Here is a 15,576-nt window from a genome sequence, read left to right as displayed (position 1 = left end):
TAAACATGACTGTTAGTATATTAATTTTTTTACCAGTAGTTGCCGCCATTATAGTAGCCTTATTAAAAAACGAGGTTGCCAAATACGCTGCATTATTTTTCTCTGTTGCCGAACTGGTAATAGCAGGCTTATTTTTAAGCCGCTTTGTTCCCGATGCCTCAACCCAATTCACTATTGATGTGCCATGGATCACCAAATTCGGCATTTATTTTAGTGCCGGTATTGATGGTATCAGCATGATCATGGTGTTACTCACCACATTGATCGTTCCGCTTATTATTTTATCAACACTTCAGCACAAGCATAGCAATGCTGGCGCTTTTTACGGTTTGATATTGTTTATGCAGGCCGGTATGCTGGTTGTATTCACCGCTTTAGATGGATTTTTATTCTACGTAGGCTGGGAAGCAGCGCTTATCCCGATCTATTTTATATGTGCCCTGTGGGGCGGCGAAAACCGCATCCGCATCACCATTAAGTTTTTCATTTACACATTTGCCGGTTCGTTATTCATGTTGGTAGGTATCATTTACCTGTACCTACAATCGCCAGGCAAAACATATGATCTGCATGAATTTTACAAGATAGGTTTAGATGCACATCACCAATCTATCGTGTTCTGGTCGTTTTTCCTGGCATTTGCTATTAAAATGCCATTGTTTCCATTCCATACCTGGCAGCCCGATACTTATACCGAAGCGCCTACAGCAGGTACCATGCTGTTATCAGGCATAATGCTTAAAATGGGTATTTATGGTGTAATCCGCTGGTTAATTCCAAATGCGCCGCTTGGCTTTATACACTGGCAAAGTTTGGTGATGATACTGGCTGTAATAGGTATTGTATACGCGTCGCTGATTGCCTTTAACCAGAAAGATGGTAAGCGCTTAATTGCTTACTCATCAATAGCACACGTTGGCCTTATAGCGGCAGGTATTTTTGCTTGGACTACCTTAGGCGTGCAAGGTGCCATGATCCAAATGCTTAACCACGGTATCAACGTAGTTGGTATGTTCTTTATTTGGGATATCATCAGCAGGAGATTAAATACCCGCGACATCAGCCAGCTTGGTGGTATCGCTAAAGTTGCTCCTAAGTTTTCCATAGCATTTTTAATTATACTGCTGGGTACTGTAGGTTTGCCATTAACCAATGGTTTTGTGGGTGAGTTTTTACTGCTTGCCGGCGTGTTTCAATACAGCGCTTATCATTACCTGAACATTACACTGGCAGCTGTGGCTGGCCTCACTATTATTTTTGGTGCGGTTTACCTGCTGCGTATGTACAAAAACGTAATGTACGGCGAACTGAACGAGCTGACAGCTACATTCACAGATGTTAGCGGTTCCGAAAAATTAACACTTTGCATCATCTGCGTACTGATCATTGCGTTGGGTGTATACCCGCACCCGATCATGCATATATCAGAGGCAGCTGTTAATAACTTAGTGCAAATGATAAATGTAAGGGGCAATTAAACCCTTTAATAAAGAATAAGAAATAACAAAGTAGTAAAATTCAGTACTTAATATTTAGGTTTTAGAATTTACAGGAGGCTTTTAAAATATAAAATGAATACTTTAATCATCATATCCGTTTTACCTATAGTGCTTTTGTACCTGGGCTTGTATAAGGCTACAAAATCGTTATTACCGGTTACTATTATTGGTCTGTTAGCTGCCTTAGGCTTCGCTATTGCTCAATGGAATAATGTTGCCCTGCCTATATATCATGGTATGATGATGTTCGATAATTTCTCTATCGCGTTTTCAGGCATTACTATTATTACCACTATCCTGATCCTGATGCTATCAGGCGGGTATTTTGAAAAGATAAGCAAGCACACTGCCGAGTATTATGCCATTATCCTGTTTTCGCTGGCCGGTATCATTGTTATGGTATCGTTCTACAACCTGGTAATGCTGTTCATCGGCATCGAGATCATGTCGGTTAGCTTATACATTCTGGCAGGTATCAAGAAAAACGATTTCTCATCAAACGAGGCAGCGCTTAAATACTTTTTAATGGGTGCCTTTTCAACAGGCTTCCTGCTGTTTGGTATCACCTTGTTATATGGAACAACAGGTTCATTTGGCCTGGAAGCCATCCGCGACTGGGTTATTGCCCATCCGCATATCGACCCGATGTTTTATACCGGTATAGGATTGATCATTGTAGGTTTATGCTTCAAAGTAGGTGCGGCACCTTTCCACTTCTGGACACCTGACGTGTATGAAGGCTCACCAACACTGATTACCGCTTTCATGTCGACTGTAGTAAAAACAGCAGGCTTTGCCGCCTTCCTGAGATTATTCTCAGCATGTTTTGCACCGCTGTCTGATTTTTGGGTGCCGATATTGCTGGGCATCACCATCGTTACTTTATTTATCGGCAACATTACCGCGCTGTACCAGCAAAGCTTTAAACGTATGCTGGCATTCTCCAGTATATCGCACGCGGGCTACCTGCTTTTCGCTATCGTAGCTTTGGGTTCGGGCTCTGCTAACTCTGTATTTGTATATGCTACTGCTTATTCTATCGCATCTATCATTGCCTTTGGCAGCCTGATCCTGGTGCAACAGCAAAATGGCAGCGATAACTTTGAAAGCTTTAACGGGCTGGCAAAAAATAATCCTTTCCTGGCATTTGTGCTTACAGTGGCCATGCTTTCATTGGCGGGTATACCGCTTACCGCTGGCTTTATGGGTAAGTTCTTTATGTTTTCCGGTGCATTGGCCAAATACCATGTTTGGCTGGTAATTATAGCCGTAGTGAATGCCATTATAGCTATTTTCTATTATTTCAGGGTTATTATTGCCATGTATTTCCGCTCGGCCGATCGTGCTGAAGTACTTGTGCCGGCTTACTACAAAATTGTATTCGGCTTCTCAGCTTTGGTAACTATCCTTATAGGTATCTATCCAGATTTTATAGCCCGCTTCATTTAATCCGTAGTACATAACTGCAAATTGATTTAATATTTGTAGTTTTACAGATATAGTGAATGGAAAGTTTTTGGGAATACCTTCAAAATTTAACGGACGCTCAATCCATCATAAGCAGGGGAGGCTTTTATCTCTTGCTTATTGTTGTATTTGCTGAAACCGGTTTATTCTTTGGCTTTTTTTTACCAGGAGATTATCTGCTGTTTATGGCAGGCCTGCTGTGCTCGGCAGGTAAGGTTGATGTAACTATATCCACATTAGTTTTTTCATTGATAGGGGCAGGGGTATTGGGCAATTTTGCCGGATACTGGTTTGGTTACCGAACGGGGCCGGTTCTGTTTAACAGGAACGATTCGCTGTTTTTCAAGAAAAGATATGTAACGCTTGCCAGCGAATTTTATAACAAGTACGGTGGCATGGCACTGATTTTGGGTAGATTTTTCCCTATAGTTAGAACATTTGCTCCTATATTTGCAGGAGTTGTAAAGGTTGGCATAAAGCGATTTAGTTTATATAACTTTATAGGCAGTGTAACCTGGGTATGTACATTTACTTTAAGCGGTTTTTTTTTAGGCAAAAAGTTTCCGCAGTTAAAAGACTACCTTCAATATATAGTTCTGGGCCTCATAGTGGTAACAACAATTCCGCTTATTGTGGCTTATGTACGTAAAAAGATCATTGAATCAAAAGAAAAGAATTAATATAAAAATATACTAAATGAGTACGCAACACCCCTGGCACCAGGTATCTCCCGGTGAAAACATTCCTGAAATTGTTAATGCAATCATCGAGATACCTAAAGGCTCAAAAGCAAAATATGAAATTGATAAAGAATCCGGTTTATTGATATTGGACCGCGTATTGTTTTCGTCAGTAATGTACCCTGCCAACTATGGCTTTATCCCGCAAACTTATTGTGATGATAAAGATCCCCTGGATATCCTGGTACTTTGTTCTGTAGATGTGTTCCCTATGTCTATCATCGAGGCAAAAGTAGTAGGCGTGATGCACATGGTTGATAACGGCGAACAAGATGATAAAATCATCGCGGTAGCTAAAAACGACATGTCTGTTAACTACATTAACGATTTGAATGAGCTGCCTCCGCATGCTATGACCGAGATCGTTCGTTTCTTTAAAGACTATAAAAAACTGGAAGGCAAAAACGTAACCATCGAGCATTTGTTAGGTGTACGTTATGCCCATAAAGTGATACAAGAGAGTTTGGAATTGTATAAGTCTACTTTTCCTGTGTACCAATAACTAATTGATGGACCACCCCGATCTCGAAATAAACGGTTATTATATATTAGCCACGCTTGCACTGGTAGCACTTAACGGGTTTTTTGTAGCCGCGGAGTTTGCAATGGTACGGGTAAGGGGGTCGCAAATTGAGTTGCAGGCCAAAACGGGCAGCCGCATGGCTAAAGTAGCCCGGGGTATCATGTATAATTTAGATGGTTACCTGGCCGCAACACAATTAGGTATTACTATTGCCTCACTTGGTTTAGGTGTGGTGGGCGAAGGCGTGGTTACTACCATTATGCTCAGGTTGTTTTCTGCGCTTGGCTTAACCATTACCTCAAACATTATTATCAATATAAGCCATATTACGGCTTTTACACTAATTACCGTATTTCACATTGTGTTTGGTGAGCTTGCTCCCAAATCATTGGCCATACAGCGTTCTGTACGTACCGTAATGACGGTTTCATTACCCCTCAGGATATTCTACGTTACCTTCAGACCCTTTATCTGGACACTGAACACCTTTGCTAATTTTATACTGAAACTTTTGGGTATACAAACTATACCCGGCGGCGAAGCGCATCACAGTTCTGAAGAGTTGCAGTACCTGCTTGAACAGGGACGCGAAACCGGCGCTCTTGACTCCAACGAGCATGAGCTGATCCAGAACGTATTTGATTTTAATGAGCGCGTGGTAAAAAATATCATGGTGCCTCGTACCAAAATATCTGGCATTGAGGTTGATACTACTAAAGATGAACTGCTGGAGATTCTGATAACCGAGGGGTATTCACGTATGCCGGTTTATGATGAGGTTATCGACAAGATCATTGGTATTGTTCACGCCAAGGATATTTTACCATTGCTGGCTCATAATGAAGAGATTGTACTGAAAGATATTATTCGCAAGCCATACTTTATCCCTGAAACCAAAAAGATCAATGATTTGATGGCCGAAATGAAGCAGAAACGCATTCAGATTGCCATTGTACTTGATGAGTTTGGCGGTACCGCGGGTATGGTTACCTTGGAAGATATTGTTGAAGAACTGGTAGGCGAAATCCAGGACGAGTACGATGAAGAAAAGCCAATTGTTGAAAAGGTGAACGATCGTGAATTTATTGTAAATGCCCTTGCGCCAATTTATGACGTAAACGAGCATTTACCGCATGACCTGCCCGAAGATGGCGACTTTGATACCGTATCTGGCTGGCTTGGCGATATATTTGGTAAAATTCCTGACGTTGGCGAACAAAAAGAATCAAACGGATATAATATTACCGTACTCCGCAAATCTGACCAGAACATTGAATCCGTAAAACTTGAATTGCTGATAAATGAAGAAGACGCGGTAGATTTACATTAGCATTAAAATATTGGTATCAGGTACTTAGTATCATGTATCAAGATTTTTTTATAACTGTATAAACAAGTAAAGTAGTCTTGATACCTGATACTAAGTACTTGATACTCTAAGCACCATGCAACTCTTTTACACCCCCGATATTGAACCTGCTCATCCGCAATATTTTCTTAACGAAGAAGAAAGCAAACACGCTATCCGTGTATTGCGCTTAGAGGTTGGGAGCGAGGTGCAGCTGATTGACGGTAGGGGAGGGTTCTATAATGCAGTAATACAGGATGCCCATCCTAAACGGGTAATATTAAATATCACCTCAGTTACCACCGGTTATAACAAGCGCAACCATTACCTGCATCTGGCGGTAGCTCCCACAAAAAATATTGAACGCCTGGAGTGGTTTTTAGAAAAAGCCACCGAAATAGGTATCGATGAAGTATCATTGATCATCAGTCACCGGTCTGAACGTAAGGAGGCCAAGGTTGATAGGTTAAACAAGATCATCACTGCCGCTATAAAACAATCTATCAAAGCATACCACCCTATTTTAAACGAGCCGGTAAAGCTAAGTCAGTTGCTTGTGCAGCCTTTTGATGGCCAAAAGTTTATAGCACATTGCGAACCCGGTGAAAAATTGAACCTTAAACAGAAACTCACCCCGCAGGGCAGATACCTGATATTGATAGGTCCTGAAGGTGACTTTACCCCCGCCGAAATTGAAAGTTCTTTGCAAAACGGATTTAAACCCATAACTTTAGGTAATAGCCGCTTGCGCACCGAAACAGCCGCCCTGGAAGCCTGTTTTGAAGTGAACTTTTTAAATCGCCTATGAAAACAGCTAAATATGTAATAGTTGCTTTTATGACCATCATGGTCATGGCTGGCTTTCAGGCACCCGCATATAAAATTGCCCGGCTCAAATACAATGGCGGCGGCGATTGGTATGGCGACCGTACCGCGCTGCCCAACCTAGTTAAGTTTTGTAATGAAAATTTAAAAACCAATTTTGAGGCCGAAGACGATGTGGTTGAGGCAGGCAGCTCATCATTGTTTAACTATCCCTTTACTTTTTTAACAGGACATGGCAACGTGATATTTACCGATCAGGAGGCACGTAACTTGCGTAAATATCTTACCGGCGGGGGCTTTTTGCATATCGATGATAATTATGGATTGGATAAGTTTATCCGCCCGCAAATGAAAAAAGTATTTCCAGAGCTTGATTTTGTTGAGCTTCCGCTAAACCACCCTATCTATCATCAAAAATTTCCTTTCCCTAACGGCTTGCCCAAAATTCATGAGCATGATGGTAAAAGAGCCCAGGGTTTTGGGCTTATTTACAAGGGCAGGTTGGTGTGTTTTTATACCTATGAGTGCGATTTGGGCAACGGATGGGAAGATTATGGTACTTATGCCGGTGATACCCAGGAAGCCCGCTTAAAAGCGCTGAAAATGGGCACTAATTTAATTCAGTACGTTTTTACCCAGTAACAAAATTAACCTAATTCATCCAAAGCCGTAAAGTATCACTAATCCCCCTATCCTTATGTATCAGCTAAAAATAAATGATTCTCACAATATTGAAGTTAACAAAGCGGGAATCAACCTGCTTATCAATAACGCAGTAACCAATGCTGATATAGCACATATTGGCGAAGGCATATACCATGTGATTGAAAACCACCGATCATACCGGGTAGAAGTAGTGAATTTTAACCATGCTGATAAAATCGCCGAAATCAAAGTAAACAATAATACCTACTCCATTACAGCCAAAGACCAGTTTGATGTGTTGCTTGATAAATTGGGGTTAAGCAATATGAACAATACAAGGGTTGCTGAATTAAAAGCGCCAATGCCCGGCATGGTACTGAAGGTTTTTGTAACCGAAGGGGATGAAATAAAAAAGGGCGATAACCTTTTTGTACTGGAGGCCATGAAGATGGAAAACATTATCAAATCACCGGCCGACGCTACCATTAAAAAGATCAGGATACAACCCGGAGATAAAGTTGAAAAAGGGCAAATTTTAATAGGCTTTTAGTTTAACCTGTTTTAATAGGTATTTTTTCACTTATTGTGACTGAAGTGCTTGATTTTGAGTTGAGTTTATTGTTTTTATCCCCTTTTTTTATTAATTTACTATTTTAAATCTAAAATTAACTTCATGAAGAAAAATTTACTAACAATTTTGTTGTTATTTTCTTGTATCTCGTTTGTTTTGGCACAAAACCGTGTTATCACAGGGAAAGTAACAGATCAAAAAGATGGGTCGCCTTTACCTGGGGTAAGCGTGACCGTAAAAGGCATAGCCGGAACAGGAACCCAAACGGGTGCAAATGGTACTTACAGCCTTTCGGTACCTGCATCAGCCAAAGTGCTGGTTTTTAAATTTCTTGGATTTAAGGAAACCGAAGCATCTATTAATGGCCAGGTTATAAATGCCGAACTTGTGCAGGACTCAAAACAGCTGACCGAAGTTGTGGTTGTAGGTTACGGAACACAGAAAAGGCAATCCATAACCGGATCTATCGCTTCTGTATCATCAAAGGATATACAGGAAACTCCTGTTACCACACTTGAACAGGCCATTCAGGGTAAGGCAGCCGGTGTTAATATACAGGCAAACAACGGTAAGCTTGGCCAGGGAATTAAAATAAGCATACGCGGTACAGCATCCATCACTGCCGGTACGCAGCCATTGATAGTTGTTGATGGTGTTGTGCTTAATAACTCTGATATTTCAAGCACATCAGCAGCAACAAATCCTCTTGCAGATATTAACTTTAATGACGTAGCCGACGTTCAGTTTTTGAAAGATGCTTCTGCATCGGCCATATATGGTGCGCGTGCTTCAAATGGTGTAATGCTCATTACCACTAAAAAGGGTAAGGCCGGTACTGCCAAGATCGACTTTACCGCCCAGTTTGGTAAAAGCAATCCATCACGCCATCGTGAGTTTTTAAATTCGGCCCAATGGCTGGCCATGGAAGAACAGGCCGGTGTTGGCGCAGCCAAGCAGGATTTTGCTTCTGACCTTTATCCTACACTGGACGATGCACTGGCCGATTACAAATCTTACGTTGAAGGAAAGTTTACTACCTATGCGGCAGGTAAAACAAGTGATTGGGGTACAACCAATACCGATTGGGAAAAGCAGGCATTTCAAAGTGCTCCGCAATCGCAATATGATCTGAATGTATCTGGCGGTAATGATAAAACCACCTATTTTATTGGCGGGCAATACCTTGATCAAAAAGGCATATTGGTGGGTAATCATTTTAAGAGAATGTCGGGTCGTATAAACCTTACCTCAAAGGTTTTTACCGATTTAGAGGTGGGCATGAACATGAACTTTTCGCACTCCTTAAATGAACGGGTAGATAATGATAACTCTTTTGGCACGCCTTTACAGGTTGTGGCTTTATCACCTATCACTCCAATCATCGACCCCCGTTCGGGTTTATTGAGCGGTAGCTTACCTGGTGCCGCCAGCAGTTATCCGCTTTATTACAATCCTCTGCTTAATGTTGATAACTCGTATTATCATACCAATAACTATAGAACGCTGGGTAATATTTATGCCAACTGGGATATAGTAAAGCATTTAAGCTTTCGCTCAGAGTTTGGTGTTGATCAAACCAATTCAAATGAAGATAGCTATTCGGGCCGTTTAACGTTCCGGAACACCAGTCAACCAAACGGTTTTGGCGAAAATACAAACACCACTATTATACACTATACAGTAAATAACTACTTCACCTATAAGAACACCTTCGGTACAGATCATACCTTAGATGCAACGTTGGGTACAAGTTATGAGTATAGCCGCAATAACGGTAATGATGTAAAAGGGCAGCAGTTTCCGTCTGATGCTTATAAACAAATTGCCTCTGCAGCCGTAATATCTGGTGGTACCTCAACACAAACTGAATACAGCTTTGTGTCGTACTTTGCCAGAGCCAACTATGCTTATCAAAGCAAGTATTTATTATCTGTAAGTGGTCGTACTGATGCTTCGTCAAGGTTTGGTGCCAATAACCGGTATGGCTTTTTTCCGGCTGGTTCAGTGGGCTGGGTTTTAAGCCAGGAAGAGTTTTTGAAAAACTCAAACACGCTTAGCAATTTAAAGTTAAAGGCCAGTTATGGTTTAACAGGTAATGCCGAAATTCCGGAATATGCAGCCTTTGGTCTGTTCTCTGGCGATGCCGGGTATAATGGTGTACCGGGCCAGCGCTTTTATCAAATTGCCAACCCTAACTTAAAATGGGAAAAGACTACTCAGTTTGATGCCGGTTTAGAAATTGGCTTTTTCAATAATCGTTTAAATGCCAGCTTTGATTACTACCGTAAAAACACCCGCGATGGTTTGCTGGAAGTAAATGTGCCGCAAACTTTAGGGGTGGCAACACAAACTCAAAATTTAGCTAAACTTTACAACCAGGGTTTTGAACTTGCCATATCATCAGACAACTTTGTAGGGAAATTTAAATGGTCTACCTCATTCAACGTTGCTTACAACAAAAACGTTGTAACCAACATAAATGGTTTAATTATTGGCAGCAATGATTTGAATCGTGTTATAGAGGGGCAGCCTATTGGTGTGTTTTACGGACGTGAATATGCAGGTGTTGACCCAGCCAATGGCGATGCCTTGTACTATTTAAACACTAAAGATGCCAGTGGAAATATTAACCGTACCAAAACAAATGATTACAACGCTGCGCAAAACGTAGTATTAGGCAACCCAACGCCTAAATATACAGGCGGTATAACCAATACCTTCTCTTATAGCGGCTTTGATCTGTCGGTTACTTTTCAGGGAGCGTTTGGTAATAAAATTTATAATGGCGGTGGCCAGTACATGAGTTCAAACGCGAGTAACGGCTTTGATAACCAAACTATTGATCAGTTAAGTTACTGGAAAAATCCGGGCGATATTACGAATGTACCCGAACCACGTTTGTTTTATGCTAACGGTACTAATCCATCAAGCCGTTATCTTTCAGGTGGTTCATATGTACGTTGTAAAACAGTTAGTTTAGGTTATAATATACCAAAGGATATATTATCTAAAATAAAAATTGATAGGGCGAGGCTTTTTGTTAACGCTTATAACCTATTCCTGATCACCAAATACAAAGGCTGGGATCCTGAAGTAAATGCCGATTTTGAAGCAGCAGATCAAAACTATAATCTTGGCGTTGATTTTTACTCGGCTCCGCAACCCCGCACAATTACTTTTGGTGTAAACATAGGCTTGTAACCATTAATACTACAGAGATGAAAAAAATTAAGATATATATAACAGCTTTTAGCGCTATGCTTTTATTAGGCGCGTGTAATAAGGAATTGAATTTAAACCCGAGCGATCAAATTGAGGCCGATAAGGCAATACTTACAGCCACAGATGTGCAGAGTACGCTTATAGGCGCTTACAACCGCATGAGCCTTACTGATCTATACGGCGGCCGTGTGTTTCTGGAGCCCGATCTGATGGCTACACAAACCTATATAGATTGGTCGGGTACGTTTCAGGGTTTAACTCAAATGGTGAGTCAACAAATTCCGGTTGATAATACCTTTGTTAATGCTATTTGGCTTGATGCTTACCGCGTTATTAACCAAACAAACAATGTATTAGCTAATTTGGACAAGGTAGGCGCGGCTGATAAGAACTCAACTGAAGGGCAGGCCAAATTTTTAAGAGGACTTGTTTATTTTGAACTGGTTAGGCTATTTGGTAAATCATGGAATGATGGCGACCCTACTGCTAACCTTGGGGTACCTATTGTATTAACGCCTACATCGGTTATTAATTCTTCATCATATCCGTCACGATCAACAGTGGCCCAGGTTTATACGCAGGCTATTAATGACCTTACCGATGCTGAAACCAAGCTTGGTAAAGGCATTTCATTTTATGCCAACAGTTACGCTGCTTCGGCTATACTGGCCAGGGTGTATATGCAACAAGGCCAATATGCAAAAGCTATTACTGAAGCTACAAAAGTTATCAGTTCAAATGCTTACTCGCTGGTACCTGTTTATACTGATGAATTTCCTTTCCCTAACCAGGCAGCCGTACACGTTGACAATACCAGTGAAGATATATTCGCTATACAGTTAACCACCCAGTTAGGAACAGGAGTTACCAATGAACTTAACACTTTTTACGCCTCATCTGAGTTTGGCGGGCGTGGAGATATCACCATAAAAGAAAGCTTTTTAAACCAGTTTAATAGTGCAGATACTCGCTTAGATATTTACAACGAAGATTCGGATGGTAACCTGCGCTGCGATAAGTTTGACAATTTGTATGGCAACATACACGTAATCAGACTGGCCGAATTATACCTGATCAGGGCAGAGGCTAACCTGCGTTTAAGTACCACAACCGGTGCACGCCCGGTAGATGATATCAACGTACTCAGAAAAAGGGCGGGGGCACCTAACCTCACCGTAGGTACCACCACTATAGCTAACGTTTTAAAGGAAAGGATTTTGGAACTCGCATTTGAAGGCGGATTTTTCTTTCATGATGCCAAACGTTTGAAACAGAATGTTGGCCCATCGGCCTTTGATGCCAACAATGTGGTATTCCCTATCCCGCTGAATGAAACTAATGCCAATAAAAACTTAGTGCAAAATGCAGGGTATTAATAAATAAGGATTAATATAAATAAAACCCCGGTGTAAGTATTTACACCGGGGTTTTATATTTAAATTGATTATGCAGGTGGGAGTAATTATTCATTTATAATAATTACAGATATAAAAGCCCACTTAGCCATGAGTGATCATTTAGTTATACTTTGATAAGGTTGAGCAAAGGCTGAGATTAATAGCTATAATATAAGCGCTTTCCATGAAACAAAAAAGGCCGCTCATATACTGAACGGCCTTTGTACTTTGCTAAGAATATCTCTTATTTTGATTTATAATCTTTAGGCTTTTTAACACCGTAGTGCGGTTTACCTACAGGGTAAATTTCAGGAGCACCAACCATGGTCATCGCGCAGCGGAAACCAATTTCGGCACTTGCCTCGTCCTGATCCATAAAGCGGCGGGTTGCAGGGTTCAGCCAGTAAGCCATATCATTCCATGAACCACCTTTATAAACTTTAGAACGGTTATTTACCAAAGTGGTATTACCATACAAAGCAAGGTTAACGGTATCTTTATCGCCCCGCATATCAGGATTAAAGGCTTTTCCGGAGTTTTTAGTAGCAAGCTGTGCATTGTTGCTCGCCAACGCGTTAGGATTAGCAGGAGTTCCTGCAGCAGCTGCTGAATCTGCCTTTTGACCTTGCTGTGCTAATAGCTCACTATATTTTAATTTTCTATTAGCCTTAGCTGCATCTTTAATAGGGCGGCCATATTTATCTTTTGCATAAAGACCTTTTGATGGATCAGCCATGCGTTTGTTGCTGTATTCGTTACCGCGGAAAGGATTAAAGTCATCAAACTCCTCAAATGAAGTTTGGCGATAGGTATCAGCAGTCCACTCATTTACGTTACCAGCCATATTGTACAAACCAAAATCATTTGGTGCGTATGATCTTACAGGAGCAGTAATATCTGCTTTATCATTCAGGTAACCACCCACACCGGCATTATCACCATTACCACGTTTAAAGTTGGCCATGATTAAACCACGTGTTTTGCTTTTTGCAGAACGTACCCCGAGGCCGTTCCATGGGTACATTTTACCATCGTTAATGTTTTCAAACTGGGTATTGCCTGCCAGTGCCAAAGCAGCATATTCCCATTCGGCTTCTGATGGCAGGCGGTAACCTTGTTTCAGTATACCATCTTCCATGCGTACAGGCCTTACCGGTTTAGCGTTTTTACCGGTACCGGTTGCCTTAGCGTTCGGACTTAGGTCGGGCATCATTTTTTTACCATCAACGCCAGCGCCTTTCATTTGGCCGTTCAGGTAAATGTCGGTGTTAAAAGGTTGCGCATTTGCTCCGTTAGCAGCTGCTGGTGCTGCTGCACCTTTTTTACCACCGCCACCATTCAAATCTTTCCATGAAACCATTCTGCCGGTTTCGCGCAGTATGTTTTCATTAGTACGGTCGGTACGCCATTGGCAGTAATCCTGTGCTTGTTCCCAGGTTACACCCACCACAGGATAGTCCTGAAAAGCAGGGTGACGCAGGTAGTTATCTACGTAAGGTTCGTTATATGAAAGTGGTTTGCGCCATACCAGAGTATCGGGCAGGGCATCGTAATATAACTCACGGTCTTGCGGAAAGGTGATGGCTGTCCAGTGCAAATAATCAAGCCAATCCTGATTTGATACTTCTGTTTCGTCCATATAAAATGAAGGAACAGTTACACGGCGACGCACATTGTTATAATCGTAAGCAACATCCTGATCGGCACTGCCGCCCATTACAAAAGTACCGCCCTCAATAGGAACAAGGCCTGGCCCAGGTGAAGGGTGGGTTTGCCTAAAGCGCACATAACCGCCATTATTCTTGTCGTTATAGGTAATGCCGGTTTTTTGCGACTGCTGTTGCTTACTGCAGCTGCTTACCAGGGCACCCGCAGCCAACAGCACTAAAGCAGTTTTAGTAAAAAGTATTTTCATATTTTTACAGTTATATTAAGAGGTAAATTTATAAAAAAATGGATATAATGCTAATGAGCACTACGCTCTAATGCAAATAAATCAAACTATTATAAGGCATTTAAACGAAAAATTGTTGAAATTAGTTGCACGGGTTGGCTATTTGGCCAGGCAATTATTAAATAGGGAACTTTGGCGTATCCAGTATAAAATTAAGCGCGTGCCTGTATAATCAAATTAAATTAAAAAGCTAAATTGCACCCAATGAACTTTTTTACCTTTCGCCGTATTGTTTATTTTGGGCTGTTTTTACTGCCTGTGGCAGCAATGGCGCAAACTACAGGTATATCACCTGATGGAAGTAACGGCAGGGCAATACCGGTTCAGGTACCGTTTTTAAATATCTCTCCCGATTCGCGCTCGGGTGCTATGGGCGATGCAGGTGTGGCTATTTCGCCCGATGTTAATGCCAATTTCTGGAATCCCTCAAAACTAGCCTTTTTAGAAAGTAACGACGCGCTTTCTTTATCATACAGTCCATGGTTAAGGCATTTGGTGCCCGACATCAGCCTGTCATACCTAAGCTATGCGCATAAACTGGACGATCGTAATACATTGGGCGCTTCCCTGCGTTATTTTAACTACGGTTCGGTACAGCTAACCGACGATCAATCAAACAACCTGGGAACCTACACACCCAATGAGCTTTCACTTGATGTTTCATTTGCGCGTAAATTTGGCGAGAACCTGTCATTAGGTTTAACCGCGCGTTATATACGCTCAAACATATCAAGCATATCATTTTCTGAAGGATCGGGCCAGGTGGCTAAACCGGGCAACGCGGTTGCTGCCGATGTGTCTTTATATTACAAAAATCCGTACGGTGAAAATAATCTCTTTGCCTTCGGTGCGCACATATCAAACATTGGTACAAAACTAAGCTACAGCGATGTTGGACCTAAGTATTTTTTACCGGCCAACTTAAAAGTGGGTGTGGCCAATACCTGGCTGCTCGACGAAACAAATGAGCTTACCGCCACTTTTGATGTTAACAAGCTGCTGGTGCCCACGCCGCCACTGCGCGATGCCAACGGCAATATCATAAAAGGCAAAAACGATGATGTATCGGTACCGGGAGGTATCTTTCAGTCGTTTACCGATGCGCCCGGTGGTTTCAGCGAAGAAATGAAGGAGATCAACTTTTCGCCGGGTCTTGAGTATTGGTATAATCACCAGTTTGCGGTCAGGGCCGGATACTTTTATGAAAACCCGGCCAAAGGCGACAGGCATTACCTTACCCTGGGTTTGGGCATGAAGTACAATATTTTCAATTTCGATTTTTCATATCTGGCAGCCAGCCAGCAAAACAGTCCGTTGGCCAATACGCTGCGCTTCACGCTGTCTGCTAATTTTGGCGGTATCACAAACGTAGGACGTTAACATAA

Annotated in this window: 12 protein-coding genes; 11 read left to right on the top strand and 1 reads right to left on the bottom strand. The window is 41.7% G+C overall.

All coding sequences use genetic code 11. From position 1 onward, the window contains the following. Positions 1-5 precede the first annotated feature (5 nt). From QWZ01_RS18045 to QWZ01_RS18000, 10 genes are all read left to right on the top strand, one after another. Positions 6-1,478: a complex I subunit 4 family protein gene (locus tag QWZ01_RS18045; protein ID WP_290325663.1), complete on the top strand. Its 1,473-nt coding sequence runs from the start codon at positions 6-8 to the stop codon at positions 1,476-1,478. Between the two features lie 93 nt (positions 1,479-1,571). Next, positions 1,572-2,948: an NADH-quinone oxidoreductase subunit N gene (locus tag QWZ01_RS18040; RefSeq protein ID WP_290325661.1), complete on the top strand. Its 1,377-nt coding sequence runs from the start codon at positions 1,572-1,574 to the stop codon at positions 2,946-2,948. A gap of 56 nt (positions 2,949-3,004) precedes the next feature. Beyond that, entirely contained in the window at positions 3,005-3,646 is a 642-nt protein-coding gene (locus QWZ01_RS18035) for a DedA family protein (RefSeq protein ID WP_290325660.1), read from the top strand. 16 nt (positions 3,647-3,662) lie between these two features. Beyond that, complete coding sequence (locus QWZ01_RS18030) at positions 3,663-4,208, top strand: inorganic diphosphatase (protein ID WP_290325659.1); 546 nt, start codon at positions 3,663-3,665, stop codon at positions 4,206-4,208. A 7-nt stretch (positions 4,209-4,215) separates the two neighbouring features. Next, positions 4,216-5,559, top strand: a complete 1,344-nt coding sequence (locus tag QWZ01_RS18025) for a hemolysin family protein (RefSeq protein ID WP_290325657.1) — start codon at positions 4,216-4,218, stop codon at positions 5,557-5,559. A gap of 115 nt (positions 5,560-5,674) precedes the next feature. Then, the gene (locus tag QWZ01_RS18020; RefSeq protein ID WP_290325655.1) at positions 5,675-6,385 is read left to right on the top strand and encodes a 16S rRNA (uracil(1498)-N(3))-methyltransferase; all 711 of its coding nucleotides are present in this window, start codon (positions 5,675-5,677) and stop codon (positions 6,383-6,385) included. A gap of 29 nt (positions 6,386-6,414) precedes the next feature. Next, on the top strand, positions 6,415-7,044 hold the full coding sequence (locus QWZ01_RS18015; RefSeq protein WP_290325788.1) for a DUF4159 domain-containing protein: 630 nt from the start codon (positions 6,415-6,417) through the stop codon (positions 7,042-7,044). A gap of 55 nt (positions 7,045-7,099) precedes the next feature. After that, the gene (locus tag QWZ01_RS18010) at positions 7,100-7,597 is read left to right on the top strand and encodes an acyl-CoA carboxylase biotin carboxyl carrier protein subunit (RefSeq protein ID WP_290325653.1); all 498 of its coding nucleotides are present in this window, start codon (positions 7,100-7,102) and stop codon (positions 7,595-7,597) included. A 123-nt stretch (positions 7,598-7,720) separates the two neighbouring features. Continuing rightward, on the top strand, positions 7,721-10,819 hold the full coding sequence (locus tag QWZ01_RS18005; RefSeq protein WP_290325651.1) for a SusC/RagA family TonB-linked outer membrane protein: 3,099 nt from the start codon (positions 7,721-7,723) through the stop codon (positions 10,817-10,819). A 17-nt stretch (positions 10,820-10,836) separates the two neighbouring features. Then, positions 10,837-12,216, top strand: a complete 1,380-nt coding sequence (locus QWZ01_RS18000) for a RagB/SusD family nutrient uptake outer membrane protein (RefSeq protein WP_290325649.1) — start codon at positions 10,837-10,839, stop codon at positions 12,214-12,216. Between the two features lie 265 nt (positions 12,217-12,481). On the opposite strand, the gene QWZ01_RS17995 is transcribed toward QWZ01_RS18000, so the two are convergent. Further along, positions 12,482-14,152, bottom strand: coding sequence for an SUMF1/EgtB/PvdO family nonheme iron enzyme (locus tag QWZ01_RS17995; protein WP_290325648.1), 1,671 nt, complete (start codon positions 14,150-14,152; stop codon positions 12,482-12,484). A gap of 243 nt (positions 14,153-14,395) precedes the next feature. Between QWZ01_RS17995 and porV the strand changes: the two genes are divergently transcribed. Continuing rightward, the gene (porV, locus tag QWZ01_RS17990) at positions 14,396-15,571 is read left to right on the top strand and encodes a type IX secretion system outer membrane channel protein PorV (RefSeq protein ID WP_290325646.1); all 1,176 of its coding nucleotides are present in this window, start codon (positions 14,396-14,398) and stop codon (positions 15,569-15,571) included. Positions 15,572-15,576 lie beyond the last annotated feature (5 nt).

The sequence above is a fragment of the Mucilaginibacter aquaedulcis genome, assembly GCF_030409325.1.
Lineage (GTDB): Bacteria > Bacteroidota > Bacteroidia > Sphingobacteriales > Sphingobacteriaceae > Mucilaginibacter > Mucilaginibacter aquaedulcis.
This window is presented reverse-complemented; position numbering and strand designations above follow the sequence as displayed.